The organism is Phenylobacterium aquaticum (genome assembly GCF_022695515.1).
GTDB classification, from domain to species: Bacteria; Pseudomonadota; Alphaproteobacteria; order Caulobacterales; family Caulobacteraceae; genus Phenylobacterium; species Phenylobacterium aquaticum.
Genome location: NZ_JALDPT010000005.1, coordinates 73,622 through 87,741 on the forward strand (window position 1 = coordinate 73,622; position 14,120 = coordinate 87,741).

13 protein-coding genes and 1 pseudogene are annotated in these 14,120 nt (G+C 69.0%); 10 read left to right on the forward strand and 4 right to left on the reverse strand.

What is annotated here, in order from left to right; all coding sequences use genetic code 11:
• Positions 1–13: 13 nt before the first annotated feature.
• Entirely contained in the window at positions 14–700 is a 687-nt protein-coding gene (locus MQH10_RS05415) for a VOC family protein (protein WP_242563049.1), read from the reverse strand.
• Positions 701–808: 108 nt separating this feature from the next.
• On the opposite strand from MQH10_RS05415, the gene MQH10_RS05420 reads away from it, so the two are divergent.
• The 6 genes from MQH10_RS05420 (at position 809) to MQH10_RS05445 (ending at position 6,028) form a co-directional block, all read left to right on the forward strand.
• Complete coding sequence (locus MQH10_RS05420) at positions 809–1,774, forward strand: quinone oxidoreductase family protein (protein WP_242563050.1); 966 nt, start codon at positions 809–811, stop codon at positions 1,772–1,774.
• Between the two features lie 152 nt (positions 1,775–1,926).
• Positions 1,927–2,760, forward strand: a complete 834-nt coding sequence (locus MQH10_RS05425; protein WP_242563051.1) for an alpha/beta fold hydrolase — start codon at positions 1,927–1,929, stop codon at positions 2,758–2,760.
• A 26-nt stretch (positions 2,761–2,786) separates the two neighbouring features.
• Positions 2,787–3,572: an SDR family NAD(P)-dependent oxidoreductase gene (locus MQH10_RS05430; protein ID WP_242563052.1), complete on the forward strand. Its 786-nt coding sequence runs from the start codon at positions 2,787–2,789 to the stop codon at positions 3,570–3,572.
• Entirely contained in the window at positions 3,569–4,156 is a 588-nt protein-coding gene (locus tag MQH10_RS05435) for a histidine phosphatase family protein (RefSeq protein WP_242563053.1), read from the forward strand. Before MQH10_RS05430 ends, MQH10_RS05435 begins: the two co-directional genes overlap by 4 nt.
• Complete coding sequence (locus MQH10_RS05440) at positions 4,153–4,728, forward strand: histidine phosphatase family protein (RefSeq protein WP_242563054.1); 576 nt, start codon at positions 4,153–4,155, stop codon at positions 4,726–4,728. Before MQH10_RS05435 ends, MQH10_RS05440 begins: the two co-directional genes overlap by 4 nt.
• A gap of 73 nt (positions 4,729–4,801) precedes the next feature.
• Complete coding sequence (locus MQH10_RS05445; RefSeq protein WP_242563055.1) at positions 4,802–6,028, forward strand: tetratricopeptide repeat protein; 1,227 nt, start codon at positions 4,802–4,804, stop codon at positions 6,026–6,028.
• Between the two features lie 15 nt (positions 6,029–6,043).
• Here the strand turns inward: MQH10_RS05445 and MQH10_RS05450 are convergent, their stop codons facing one another.
• Positions 6,044–6,232, reverse strand: coding sequence for a hypothetical protein (locus MQH10_RS05450; protein WP_242563056.1), 189 nt, complete (start codon positions 6,230–6,232; stop codon positions 6,044–6,046).
• Positions 6,233–6,383: 151 nt separating this feature from the next.
• Here MQH10_RS05450 and MQH10_RS05455 point away from each other — a divergent pair.
• Positions 6,384–7,129, forward strand: a pseudogene (locus MQH10_RS05455) (YebC/PmpR family DNA-binding transcriptional regulator).
• Here MQH10_RS05455 and MQH10_RS05460 read toward each other — a convergent pair.
• Positions 7,126–9,264 carry a hybrid sensor histidine kinase/response regulator gene (locus MQH10_RS05460; RefSeq protein WP_242563057.1) on the reverse strand — a complete coding sequence of 713 codons (2,139 nt, stop codon included), beginning with the start codon at positions 9,262–9,264 and terminating at the stop codon, positions 7,126–7,128. The pseudogene MQH10_RS05455 and the gene MQH10_RS05460 sit on opposite strands and share 4 nt — an antisense overlap.
• Positions 9,265–9,416: 152 nt before the next feature.
• On the opposite strand from MQH10_RS05460, the gene MQH10_RS05465 reads away from it, so the two are divergent.
• Positions 9,417–10,958, forward strand: a complete 1,542-nt coding sequence (locus tag MQH10_RS05465; protein ID WP_242563058.1) for a N,N-dimethylformamidase beta subunit family domain-containing protein — start codon at positions 9,417–9,419, stop codon at positions 10,956–10,958.
• Between the two features lie 260 nt (positions 10,959–11,218).
• On the opposite strand, the gene MQH10_RS05470 is transcribed toward MQH10_RS05465, so the two are convergent.
• Positions 11,219–12,109, reverse strand: a complete 891-nt coding sequence (locus MQH10_RS05470; protein ID WP_242563059.1) for a LysR substrate-binding domain-containing protein — start codon at positions 12,107–12,109, stop codon at positions 11,219–11,221.
• 111 nt (positions 12,110–12,220) lie between these two features.
• On the opposite strand from MQH10_RS05470, the gene MQH10_RS05475 reads away from it, so the two are divergent.
• Positions 12,221–13,636 (forward strand): cytochrome P450, encoded by a 1,416-nt coding sequence (locus tag MQH10_RS05475; protein WP_242563060.1) that lies wholly within the window; start codon positions 12,221–12,223, stop codon positions 13,634–13,636.
• Positions 13,633–14,118: a GNAT family N-acetyltransferase gene (locus tag MQH10_RS05480; RefSeq protein ID WP_242563061.1), complete on the forward strand. Its 486-nt coding sequence runs from the start codon at positions 13,633–13,635 to the stop codon at positions 14,116–14,118. The genes MQH10_RS05475 and MQH10_RS05480 overlap by 4 nt, the downstream gene beginning before the upstream one ends.
• The last annotated feature ends 2 nt before the right edge of the window (positions 14,119–14,120 follow it).

The window sequence follows — 14,120 nt, forward strand, 5'->3', positions numbered from 1 at the left end:
GCGGTCCTGGCGGCTAAGCCAATGAACCCACGATTGAGGCGCGCTGGGAAAGTTCGATCCAGTTTCCGTCGGGGTCGCGCACCATCGAGATGCGGGCCGTGGTCCCCAGAGTGGTCGGCGCCATGGCCTCGCGACCGCCTTGGGCCAGGACGCGGGCATGCTCCTCGTCGACCTTGAAGACCTGGAAGGTGATGTAGCGCCACCCCTTGCCCGGAAACACCGCATCGGACGGAGCGTCGGGCCGTTCCTCCAGGATCAGCAGGGTCTCGCCGGCGCGAAAGGCCGCCCCGCCCGGATGGGGCTCCTCGGCCAGGCCAAGCCCCTCGGCGTAGAACTTTCGGTGGGCGGAGAGATCGCGCACGCCCAGCCGGATCCCGATCTGGCCGATCCCCTCATGACCGGGCGGAACCAGGGTGACGCGATTTCCGTCGGGATCGGCGAGGCCCCGGGGCGCCGCGAGGCCCGGCCGGGCGATCAGCAACTCCAGATAGCCGCTGGGCGGATTGTCCGGCAGCGGGTCGGCCATGTGGTTGATCTTCAGCACCGAGCCCAGGGCGTCGTGCCGGTGCTGGTCCTGGCCGCGGCGGATCTTCAGGACATGATCGAAGGGCACGCCCGCCTCGCCCTGCCAGAAGGCCAGCATGGGCTCGAGGCTGTTGGTCGACAGGCCGATATCGACACGCGGCTTGGCCAGATCCATCGGCCCCTCCCCTAAGGCTGCCGGATTAGATTTCTTGGGCTTGCCCGTGATCGGCCAGCGTGACAAGCCTGCGTTCGAACATTTGTTTGATTGATTAGGAGGCGCATCATGAAGGCTGCGGTCTATTACGAGAACGGCGGTCCCGAGGTCCTGAAGTACGAGGACGTTCCGGATCCGCAGCTCCACCCCAAGGGCGTGATCATCAAGGTCGAGGCCATCGCCATCGAGGGCGGTGACACCCTGAACCGCTGGCGCGGCCCGCTGATGACCAACCCGCACGTGGTCGGCTATCAGGCGGCCGGCGAGATCATTGCGGTCGGCGACGAGGTCACCCATCTGCGCGTCGGCCAGAAGGTCGCCACCGTCAACAACTGGGGCAGCCACGCGGCCCTGCGCTCCGTCCCCGCCCGCAACTGCTGGCCGATCCCGGACGGCTATGACGTCCAGAAGGCCGCCGCCATTCCGGTGACCTTCGGCACCGCCCATGACTGCCTGTTCGAGTACGGCCGCATGAAGGCCGGCGAGACCGTGCTGGTCCAGGCCGGCGCGTCCGGCGTCGGCGTCGCCGCCATTCAGCTGGCCAAGCGGGCCGGCGCGGGCCTGATCCTGGCCACCGCCTCCTCGGACGAGCGGCTGGAAAAGCTGAAGCGCCTCGGCCTCGACCAGGGCATCAACTACGTGAAGAACGAAGTGCCCAAGGAGGTCATGCGCCTGACCGACAACAAGGGCGCCAATGTCGTCGTCGACTCGGTCGGCGGCGCCACCCTGCAGGGCTCGATCAACAGCCTGGCCTATCGCGGCCGCGTCTCAATGGTCGGCGCCGCCGGCCGCGAGCCGATGGTCGTCGATGTCGGCTCGATGATGGGCGGCAACCGCTCGCTGTCGGGGGTTTTCCTGGGCGCCGAGATCATGACCGACCGGGTCCATGACATGATCCAGACCCTGATCGAGGACGCCGCCAAGGGCGAACTGGAAGTCGTCATCGACAAGGTCTTCCCCCTGTCCGACGCCGCCGGGGCGCATGCCTATATCGAAAGCCGCGCCGCCGTCGGCCGCGTGGTGCTGGTTCCGTAAGGAAGCGGTTGCTCCCCCGCTGGGGGAGCTGTCCGCGCAGCGGACTGAGGGGGACTTTGACTCCGCGCCGGAGTTGAGGCCCCCTCCGTCTCGCCGCTGACGCGGCGATCCACCTCCCCCAAGAGGGGAGGAACAAAGGAACGAGGAAACCCATGCCCAAGGCCCGCAACGGCGCCGTCGAGCTTGAATACGAAGTCTTCGGCGACGGTCCTGAGACCATCCTGCTGATCAACGGCCTGGGCTCGCAGATGACCCGCTGGCCGGAGGCGTTCTGCGCCAAGCTCACGGCCAGGGGCTACCGCGCCGTCCGCTTCGACAATCGCGACACCGGCCTCTCCACCTGGTTCCAGCCGGGCGAGACCTATGCGCTCTCCGACATGGCCGCCGACGCCATGGCGGTTCTGGACGCCGTGGGCGCGGACAAGGCCCACATCGCCGGGGTCTCAATGGGCGGCATGATCACCCAGGCGGTGGCGATCGGGCATGCCGACCGCACGCTCTCGCTCACCTCGATCATGTCGGCGACCGGCGCCCCGGGCACGCTCGATCCGACGCCGGAAGCGGGCGCGGTGCTGACTGAGGCCGGTCCTGATCCCAAGGCCGATTTCGACGCCTTCATCGCCTTCCAGGTCCGGAACGCAGAGGTGATCGGCAGCCCCGCCTATCCCTGGCCCGCGGGTGCGCTCCGCAACCGCGCCGTGGCCGAATACACCCGCGCCTTCAACCCGACCGGCAGCGCCCGCCAGATGGGCGCGATCCGCGGCGACGGCGACCGCACCGCGCGGCTCGGCCAGCTCAGGGTCCCGGCCGTCGTGCTGCACGGCGCCGACGACCCCCTGGTCCCGTTGAAGGGCGGCGAGGCCACAGCCGCCGCCATTCCCGGCGCGGAGCTGCGGGTGATCCCCGGCATGGGCCACGACCTGCCGCCGGCCCTGTTCGACATCGTCGCCGACGCGATCCTGGCCGCCGCCGCGCGCGCCAACTGAACCTGAAAGACCAGAAGGAAACGACCATGGGACGTCTGACCGGCCGCACGGCCATCATCACCGGCGCGGGCTCCGGAATCGGCCGGGCGAGCGCGATCCTGTTCGCCCAGGAAGGCGCCAATCTCGTCATCGCCGACAAGGCCGAGACGGTGCATGAGACCGCCCAGATGGTGAAGGACGCCGGCGGCAAGGTCGTCTCGCTCACCGGCGACGCCGGCGAGGAGGCCTTTGTCGAAAGCCTGGTCGCTGCGGCGGTCAAGGAGTTCGGGTCCCTCGACGTGGCCTGGGCCAATGCCGGCATCTCCGGCGGCTGGACGCCCTTCGAGGAACAGGACGCCGCCTTCTGGGCCGAGGTCCTGCGGGTCAATCTGATCGGCGCCTTCCTCCTGGTGAAGCATGCCTCCAAGGTGATGATCCCCAAGGGCAAGGGCTCGATCATCTGCACGGCCTCGGTGGCCGGCATCCGCTCGGGCGCCGGCGGCTCGCCCTATTCGGCCTCCAAGGCCGGCGTGATCAGCTTGGCCCAGACTGCCGCGAATGAGTTCTATGGCGCCGGCGTGCGGGTCAACGCCATCGCGCCTGGCCTGATCGAGACCGGCATGACCAAGCCGATCTTCGACGGCGCGCGGGCCCGCGGCAATGAGGACAAGATCGGCCAGCTGAACCCGATGACCCGCTACGGCGTGCCGTCGGAGATCGCCCACGCCGCCCTGTTCCTGGCTTCGGACGACGCATCCTACGTCAACGGCCAGGTCATCGCGGTGGACGGCGGCCTTTCCAGCTCCCACCCGGTCGTGCGCCGCAAGAAGTGATCTACCTCCTGCGTCACGGGCAGACGGACTACAACGCCGAGGGTCGGCTCCAGGGCCAACTGGAATCGACCTTGACGCCGCATGGCGAGGCCCAGGTCCGGGCCATGGCCGATCTCCTGAAGACGGAGATCGGCGATCCGGAGGGCTGGCGCATCCTGGCCAGTCCGCTGAAGCGCACCCGCCAAAGCGCCGCCATCGTCGGCGCCGCCCTGGGCCTGGAGGTGGAGATCGCCCCGGCCCTGATCGAGGTCGGCTGCGGCGCCTGGGAGGGCGAGCTCTACGCCGACCTGCGCGCCCGCGAGCCCGAGGCCTTCAACGCGCCGGACTGGTTCTTCCAGGCGCCCGGCGGCGAGCGCTTCGCCGACATGGCCGGGCGCATTGATCCCTGGTTCGCCAGCCTGCCGCCGGAGGCCGAACGCCGGCTGATCGTGGTCTGCCACGGCATTTCCGGGACCTTCGTCCGCCGCGCCTATCTGGGCCTGACCGAGGCCGAGACGATCCGCCAGGAGACGCCCCAGGACGCCATCTTCCGCCTGGCCGGCGGGGTGAGCGAACGCCTGGCCTGCGCCCCGGTCGCCGCATGATCTATCTGGTCCGCCACGGCCAGACGGTCTTCAACGCCGAGGGCCGGCTGCAGGGCCATGTCGATTCGCCCCTGACCGAACTCGGCCGCGACCAGGCCCGCCAGGCCGGGGCGGCATTGGCCCGCCTTACCGAGGGCGGCGCCGGCTGGCGGATCATCTCAAGCCCGCTCGGCCGGGCGCAGGACACCGCCGAAGCCATCCGCCAGGCCCTCGGCGCCCCGGCGATCGAGACCGACGACCGCCTGATCGAGCTGTCCTGGGGGGAATGGGACGGCCGGCTGCGCGCCGATCTGAAGGCTCAACATCCTGAGGCCTTCGGCGAGACTGGCTGGGCCTTCACCGCCCCGATCGGCGAAAGCTTCGAAGCCGCCCGCGCCCGCCTTGGCGGCTGGCTCGGCGCCCTGCCCCCCGAGCCCGAACGCCGGATCATCGCCGTCAGCCACGGCGTCTCCGGCCGCATCCTGCGCGGCGTCTACGCCAACCTACCCCGGGCCGAGACCCTGGCCCAGGCCGTGCCGCAGGACGCGACCTTCCGCCTGTCCGGCGGGGCGATCGAGCGGCTGGACTTCTAAGCGATAGCCCAACCTCGGGTTGACCGATATTGCACGAGGGCAGATGTCTTCAGGGGCTTCTTGGGGGACCGGCGTGCGCAAATTGATCTTCTGGGCGTTGATAGCGCTATCGTCGTCGCTTGCTTCGACGTCCGCGGCCCAGACCTGGGGACGCCTCTCCGGCGTCGTCACCGAGATCGGACAGACCGGTCGCACGGTCGGCTTTCGGCTCGACGGGTCAAGCATGACATTTGAATTCGATGCCGGGGGACGCATTTCGCCCTACGCTGCGCTCAACCTTCTTCAGGCCGCCGCCGCGAACCAAGATCATGTCGCCGTAGAGTTCGATCCGAACTCCGGAATCTTTGCGGATGATCTCAGCTTGCACCTCCTGGTTCACGAACTGAGCTACCGGGGGAAGTCTCTTGCCGGTCAAACAAGCGCGACACCTGTTTTGGCGTCCGACGCACAAGCGACCGCGGAGGCCGCCTTGGCGCGGGGCATGGCGCTCAGCCGGGGTGGGGATAAGACTGCGGCACGGATGTCGCTGGACGACGCTTTGGCCGCAGATCACCTCAGGCCTGCTTTGCTACCGATGGCCCTCGCGGCACGTAGCGGCCTGCTCTACGAGACAGCATTCGATGTCCGGGCGGGCCTGGATCGCGACCAGGTGCTTTTCGCCGGGCTCACGGATGCGCGGCGGTGGCGGTCCATGGCGCCTGAGTCTGCGCAAGCGGCGTCAGCCGTGGCTAGAGGGTTGAGCCTATTGGGCGACGACGAAGCGGCGCTATCCATCTACGCGGACGTGATCAAGCGTTGGCCGGAGGAGGCGTTCTGGTCGGACATCTCGATCAGCTCAATTCACCGTCGTCGAGGAGACTATGCAAACGCGCTCGCCGCCATGGACGATATTGTTCGCCGAAGGGGGCCTCAGGCGGGAATGGCGTATCGATTCAATCGGGGACGCGCCTTATTGGGGCAAAAGCGTCTCCCCGAGGCGATCAAGGAATTCACGTCAGCGCTCAGTTACCGGCCAACCTATGACTATGCCTTCATTCAAAGGGCATGCGCTTACGCGCAATCGGCGCGGCTGCCGGAGGCGGTCGCCGATCTGTCGGCGGCTCTGACGATTCAGGACAGCCTTCCCGACTCCAACACCACAGGCGGCGCAGCTCAGGCCCGACGAGAACGGCTCCAACAGGACCTGGCGAGCTTGCGCAAGTTGGCGGCCGATAGCCCCCATTCCGGTTCGGACATTCCTTGCCACAGTTACTTCGAGGCGGAGATCGCACGCGACCCAAGTCCGCTTCTACAGAAGTGAACCCGGCTGCCGCCCCTAGTCCCGGTCGCCCTGGAGCTGCCGGGCGAGCGTGATCACCGCCACCACCGACAGGGCGCCCAGGGCGAAGGCGCCGACCAGGGCGGCGGCTTCCTTGTGCGACACCAGCGGCTTCTTCACCCAATAGGCGGGTCGGCCGCCCGGCATGTCGCCGCGAATCTCGTCGGGGAAATCGGTCAAGTTCATCCTCACACCCTTGGGGATGGTCTTTCATAGACCATCACCCTGAACAACGCCTTGATCTGGCGCGCGTCCCCCTAAACGCGCCAAAGCTGGCCTTCGCCGCTCGCCAGAGTTAGAAGCCCCGTCTGTCGAAAAAAAGCCAGCGCGAGACGAAATGGCCGGGCATTCCAAATTCAAGAACATCATGCACCGCAAGGGTCGCGCCGACTCGGTGCGCTCCAAGCTGTTCTCCAAGCTCAGCCGCGAGATCACCGTGGCGGCCAAGTCGGCATGCCCGACCCCAACATGAACCCGCGCCTGCGCCTGGCCGTGAACAACGCCAAGGCCGAGTCCATGCCCAAGGACAATATCGACCGGGCGATCAAGAAGGCCATCGGCGGCGACGCCGACACCTATGACGAGATCCGCTACGAGGGCTTCGGCCCCGGCGGCGTCGGCATCATCGTCGAGGTCCTGACTGACAACCGCAACCGCGCGGCCGCCAATGTCCGCTCCGCCTTCTCCAAGCACGGCGGCAATATGGGCGAGACGGGCGCCGTCTCCTTCATGTTCGAGCGCATGGGCCAGCTGGTGTTCCCCGCTTCGGCCGGCTCGGAAGACGCCGTCATGGAAGCCGCCATCGAGGCCGGCGCCGAGGACGTGGAGTCCGACGAGGAGACCCACACCGTCTTCACCGCCTTCGATGCGGTGAACGAGGTGGCGACCGCCCTGGAAGGCGCGCTCGGCCAGGCCAAGACCACCCACATCGTCTGGCGCCCCAAGACGCTCACGCCGCTTTCGGGTGACGCCGTGGGGACCTTGATGAAGCTGATCGATCAGCTCGAGGACGACGACGACGTCCAGAATGTCTACGGCAATTACGAGATCTCCGACGAGGACATGGAGACGTACGGCGGCTAGACGGCGACCGCCTCGTCCGGCGCGCTCAGCAGCCGGACGATCTCGCTGATCAGGCTCTGGGCGCTGATCGGCTTGGCCACCACCCCGTCCATGCCGGCCGCCTGATAGGCCGCCTGCTGGTGGGTCATGACATTGGCGGTGAGCGCAATGATCGGGACCTCGCGGGCCCAGCCGCCCAGGGCGCGGATCGCGCGGGTGGCCTCCAACCCGTCCAGCACCGGCATCTGCACGTCCATCAGGATCAGGTCGTAGCGACCGGTCCGGGCGCGTTCCACCCCGACCGCGCCGTCCTCGGCCTCGTCGATCCGGGCGCCAAGGCGCTTGAGCATCGAGCCGGCTACCAGCCGGTTGGTGGCGTTGTCCTCCACCAGAAGGATCTGCAGCCCTTCCAGCGGGCCCTCGGCCGGTTCGGGCGCCGCCACCGGCGCCGCGGCCGGCGCCACGAGATCGAGCCAGAAGGTCGAGCCTTGGCCCTCGACGCTGGTGAAGGTGATGTCGCCGCTCATCTGGCGGGCCAGGGCGCGGCTGATCGACAGCCCCAGGCCCGTGCCGCCGAACCGCCGCGCATTCGATCCCTCCGCCTGGCGGAACCGCTCAAACAGATGCGCCTGGGCGTCGGCGGGAATGCCCACGCCGGTGTCCTCGACGGACATGCGGATCCGCCGGTCGCCCGCGGCGTCCGGAATGATCTCGAGCCGCGCGCGGACATGGCCCTGGCGGGTGAACTTGATGGCGTTGCCGATCAGATTGAACATCATCTGCCGGACGCGCACGGGATCGGCGCTGATCCACGACGCCTCGGCCGCGACTTCGCTCAGGAGATCGACGCCCTTGGCGCGGGCCTGGTCGTGCAGCAGGGCGACCACCGCCTCGAACGCGGCGACCGCGTCCATGGGCTCGGCGGCCAGCTCCATCTGGCCTGCCTCCATCTTGGAGAAGTCCAGCACGTCGTTCAGCAGCTGGGTCAGCATCCGCCCGCAGTCGGCCGCCTGGCGGATCAGCTCACGTCCGTCGGATGACAGGTCTTCGTGCTCCAGCAGCTGCAGGGCGCCCAGCACCCCGTTCATCGGCGTGCGGATCTCGTGGCTGACATTGGCGAGGAATTCCGCCTTGGCGCGGCTGGCGGCTTCCGCCTCGGCCTTGGCTTCCTGCAGGGCCTGATCCTTGGCGACCTGCTCGCTGATGTCGCGGCTGACATCGACGAAGCCTGTGGAGCGGCCGAACTCGCTGACGATCTTGGCGCTGGTCTGCATCCAGACCCAGTGACCGTCCGCATGCAGGGCGCGCCAGGTGTAGACCTCTGACCGATCCGGCTCCTGGAGCAGCCGCATGGCGAGCTCATGGATCAGGTCGTGATCGTCCGGGTGGACAAGGGCGTAGCGGGTCTGGCCGATCAGGTCCTCCGGCCGCCGGCCCAGCACCTGGGCGACGGCCGGCGACACATAGGTGTGCAGGCCTTGCAGATCGAGCCAGGCGATCACGTCGGTGACATTGTCGGTGACGACCTGCAGCCGGTGGAGGCTGGCGTTGATCGCCCGCTGCTGGGCCTGGGCGGACGGGGTCAGGACGCCCCGCACCAGGGCGAAGGCGCCGCAGACCACCAGGGCGGTGGCGATGGCCAACAGGTCTCGCCAGTCGCGATGGGCGGCCATGCCGATGATCAGCAGGCTGGCGGTCGCCGGAATGGTTCCGGCGATCACGAAGGTCACCGGGGAGGCCACGAACCTCAGCAGGATCATGGCGAAGAAGCCCATGAACAGCACCATGGCGCAGGTTCGCTGGGCCAGGGTGTCCCCAAGCGACAGCATGACGCCAAGGGTCAGCCAGCACAGGCAGACCCCCACCAGCAGCGCGCCGGCGCGCACCCGGACCCGGCGGGTCAGGAGGCCGCCTCGGGCGTGCGGGCCCGTCGCCAGCCAGGCGCAGGCCTCGGCCGCCCCATAGACCGCCATCCAGATCGCCGCGACCTTCGGCGTCATGACCAGGGCGACGATCCCGGCGGTCATCAGGCCCAGGATCAGGCGCAGGGGCGTCATGCGCCGGGCCTCGACGGCGACGTCGCGCAGGCGCGCCTCGAGCGGCACGGGCCGCGAGGTCCGCTCCCAGGTGTCCGCGAGGTCGCCGGTCTGTGGCATGCGGCGTTTAGACCGCATCAGGGTGGATAAAACATCCAACAGCGATCGCGACATTCCGACACAGCTCGGCGGCCTCCGAAGACGCCTCGCCGGCGAACCCGCATTGCCCCGTTTCGATAGCTGCGACTAGGTTACGCCAGAGGAGTCACCCCATGCCCGATTGCTATACGGACCGCCTGAGCGCCGCCCCCGGCGAGCGCATCGCCCTGCACGCCAGCGCGCGCGGCGGCCCCTGCCGGCTGGAGATCGCCCGGGTTGGCGCCGGGCGCCAGGTGGTGCTGACCCTGGACGGCGTGGCGGTCGGCGATCATCCCACCCCGCCGCACGCCGACCGCGACGGCTGCGGCTGGCCGGCCGCCTGCGAGATCGAGATCGGGGCCGACTGGGCCAGCGGCTATTACGACATCGTGCTGACCGACGCCGCCGGCGAGGCGGCCCACCACTTCGTCGTGGTTCGCCCGTCGGTCGGCCAGAGGCGGGCCAAGGCGGCCTTCGTCCTCGCGACCAACACCTACCTCGCCTACAACTGGTGGGGCGGGGCCAACGCCTATTGCGACGTCACCGCCCTGATGAGCCGCCGGGCCGATCTGCCCACGGCCATGGCCGGCGCCATCGGGGTCCTGTCGACCCAGCGACCCTTCCCGCAGCTGCTGGTCGCGGCGCCCGCGGACATTCCCCGGCTGGTCAATCTGCGTCCGCGCGGCTTCGAGGAACGCCCTTTCGCCGGCGACCCGACCTGGCCCCGGCGCCGCGAGCTGTCGCCCTATGACCGGTCCGCCGGCTTCCTCAACAAGTGGGAGCACGCCTTCGCCGCCTGGGCCGAGGGCGAGGGCCTGGCGCTCGACTATCTGACCGACGCAGACCTCGACGCGGGCGCAGGCGTGCTGGAGGGCTATGACTGCGTGATCCTGGCCGGCCACAGCGAATATTGGAGCGCCGGCCAGCGCGATGCGCTGGAGGCCTTCGTCGATGCGGGCGGCGGCCTGGCGATCTTCTCCGGCAACACCGGCTTCTGGAAGGTCCGATTCGAGGACCAGGGCGCGACCTTCGTCTGCCACAAGTGGAAGGGCTTCGAGGCCGATCCGGTCGCCGCCGCCCAGCCGCAGCTCGCCACCCACCTCTGGTCCCACCAGGCCTTCGAGCGGCCTGAGGCCGAGATCACCGGCCTCTCCTTCCTGTTCGGCGGCTACCACCGGCTGGGCAATTGCGCCGCCCGCGGCCAGGCCGGCTACACCGTCTATGACCACCGCCATTGGGCGCTGGCGGGCTGCGACCTCTTCTATGGCGACGTGATCGGATCGGACCTGCCCTTCCTGGGCTACGAAAACGACGGCTGCCGGTTCCAATTCGACGACGAGGGCCTGCCCCGGCCGGTGGCCAAGCTCGGCGTGCCCGACAATCTGGAGATCATCGCTCTGGCCCCCTGCGCCTTCGGCGAGGACGAGGACAGCGGCTATCCGCCCCTGATCCCGCCGGAGAACCTCGACGTCATCGCCCGCGACGTCTTCGCCGACGAGAGCCCGGCGACCTATCGCGGCCTGCTGCGCGGCCACGCGGTCATGGCCGCCTTCGCCCGCGGCCAGGGCCAGGTGTTCAACGGCGGAACCACCGAATGGCCCCACGCCCTGGCGGCCGGCGACCCTTACGTGACCCGCATCACCCGCAATGTGCTCAAGCGCTTCGGGGCCTATTGAGGAAGAAGGCTGCTCCCCCTCTTTGGGGGAGCAGACTGTCACCACTCTATCCGGGCTGCACACGGCGCAATCCTTCTCCCCTTGTGGGAGAAGGTGTCGTCCGAATGGACGACGGATGAGGGGTCTCTCAGAACCCTCCACAAATCTCGGTGCTGGGCGACGGAGAGGCCTATCGACCCCTCATCCGACCCTGCTCCGCAGGGCCACCTTCTCCCGCAAGGGGAGAAGGATCGTTACCAATAGACACCAAGGCGGGAACCCTACCCCACAGGAGGCTCTGGCGCCTTGGCGGCCTCGGCCATCAGCCAGTCGCGGAAGGCGGCCACCGCCGGCTTGTCGGTTCCCGCCGGGGTGATGAACCAGAACTTCGCGGGATTGGGCACAAAGCCCAGGGGGGCGGTCAGCCGGCCGGCGGCGATGTCGCCGGCCACATAGATCCAGGGCGTCAGGCCGACGCCCAATCCGGCCGCGGCGGCTTCCAGCACATAGAAGATGTGCTCGAACTCCTGGGTGTGCGGCGCGGCCGGCAGGGCGATCCCCGAATGGCCTTCCCATTCCGCCCAGGCGGTCTGGCGGGTGCCGGTGGTCAGCCGCGTCACCCCTTCCAGCCGGGTCGGCCCGGCGCCCAGCAGATGGGGCGCCAGGACGGGGCCGTGGAAATTGTCGAGGAAGGCGACCGCCTCCACCCCGTGGGCCGACACATGCTCGGCGATGCGGATCGCCGCGTCGAAGCGCTCGCGCGCGAAGTCGACCGGGGCGTAGCTCTCCGTCACCCGCACCCGCACGCCGGGGTGGGCGGCGTGAAACACCGGCAGGCGCGGGATCAGCCAGCGGATGGCGAGCGTACCCACGCAGGACAGGTGCAGTTCCTGCGCCGCCGCCGACTTCAGCTCCGCCACCGTGCGGGCGACGGAATCGAAGGCGCCTGACAAGGACGCCGCCAGACGCTCGCCGGCCTCGGTCAGCTTCAGCCGGTGGCGCGGTCCTTCGGTCAGCACGAGGCCCAGCGCCGTCTCCAGACTGCGAATCTGTCGGCTGACCGCGCCGTGGGTGACGCAGAGCTCGTCGGCGGCGAGCGTCATTCGGCCCAGGCGGGCGAAGGCCTCGAAGGCGCGCAGCGCCGTCAGCGGAGGAAGAACACGCCGGTCCATGTGATCTCAACTCACAAGAAGACCACCGTTATATCGTTTGGCGCAGGGCCGCAATTTCTACATCGTAGGGATGAGCCGGGCGCGACCACGCGCCAGCGAAGGACGCCTGACATGACCGATATCGCCCCTGACTTCCCGGGGACCGTGCGCCTGCGCGGCAGCGCCCATGAGCCCTTCCGCCCGGCCGCGCCGGAACAGACGGACCATTGGCCCAGCATGTTCGACATGTTCCTGGGCGAGACCGCCCGCAATCCCCTGGTCGGCTGGCCGCGAGAGACCTTCGAGGTCCTCAACCGCCAGCGCCGGGTGCTGCACCTGAACTATGTCGGGGTCAGCGATCCGGAGGGGATCAAGCGGGTCTTCCTCGACAATGTCGCCAACTATCCCAAGCCGAACCTGATCCGCCGGTCCCTGGCGCCCTCCCTCGGCGACGGCCTGTTCACCGCCGAGGGCGAGAGTTGGCGCGACCAGCGCCGGCTGATGGCCCCGGTCTTCACGCCGGCCGCGCTCAGCCAGTTCAACCCGATCTTCGCCCGCGTCGCCGAGCGCACCGCCGACCGCTGGGCCCAGGGCCTGGACGACCATATCGACGTCGCCGCCGAGGCCACCCGCACCACCTTCGAGGTGATCAACGAGGCCCTGTTCTCCGGCGAGGCGGGCCTCAGCTTCGAGGCGACCTCCGCCGACATCGACGCCGTGGTCGCCGCCTCGGGCGAATACCGCCTGGGCTTCCTGTTCGGCATGCCCTGGCTGGACCAGAGCCCGCTGCAGCGCCGCGCCAACAAGGGTCGCAAGGTCCTGCTCGGCCTGCTGGCCGACTTCATCGCCAAGCGACAGTCCAGCCCCGCGCCCAGCGCCGACTTCATGACCCGCCTGCTCGACGCCTTCGCCGAGCGCTTTCCGCCCAAGCAGGCGGCCAAGCTCGCCCTCGACAACGCCGTCACCTTCTTCGTCGCCGGCCATGAGACCACCGCCAACGGCCTGGCCTGGGCGCTCTACCTGCTCAGCCGCGACCGCCAGGCCCAGGCCTGGGCCCAGGAGGAATCCCAGGCCGCCTGGGACGCCGGCGGAACGCCCGCCGAGATCCTGGCGCGCCTGCCCTATCTGAAGATGGTCTGGGAGGAGACGCTCAGGCTCTATCCCCCCGTGCCGCGCATGGACCGCCAGGCGCTCGACGACGACGAGATCTGCGGGCTTCGGGTGCGCAAGGGCGACATGATCAGCGTCTGGCCCTGGGTGGTGCACCGGCACCGCAAGCTCTGGAACCAGCCCGAACTGTTCAACCCCGAGAACTTCGATCCCGAGGCCAAGGCCGAGCATCACCGCTTCCAGTACATCCCCTTCGGCGCCGGCCCGCGCATCTGCATCGGCATGGCCTTCGCCCAGGCCGAGGCCCTGATCGTGCTCTCCCACTGGCTGGCGCGGTTCCGATTCCGCCCGGTGGTCGGCCACACGGTCACCCCCTACGCCCACGCCACCCTGAAGCCCGCCGGCGGCATGCCGCTGATCGTGGAGCGCGCGCGGTGAAGCGTGCCCCCATCGTCATCCGCGCGGCCTGTTGCGACGACATCGGGGCCTGCGTCGCCCTGGTCCAGGCCGAGCGTGAGCGCCGCCGGTTCTGGCAGCCGATCTTCTGGCGGCCCTCCCCGCACGCGGCGTCGATCTCCCGCGTCCATTTCACCAATCTGCGCCAACGCCCGGACATCGTCTTCCTGGTCGCCGAGCAGGACGGCGAGATCGTCGGCTTCCTGATCGGTCAGCCCGCGCCGGCGCCGCCGGTCTATGCGCCGGGCGGCGCCACCTTCCTCATCGACGACTTCTGCGTGGCGCACGGGAGGCGCTGGCGCGACGTCGGCCCCAGCCTGCTGGACAACGCCCGCACCCGCCTGCGCGCCCGCGGCGCGACCCAGATCGTCGTCGTCTGTCCCGACCGCGACCGCGAGAAGAAGCAGATGCTGCGGCACGCCGCCCTCACCCACGCCTCGACCTGGTGGACGGCGTCGGCCTAGGC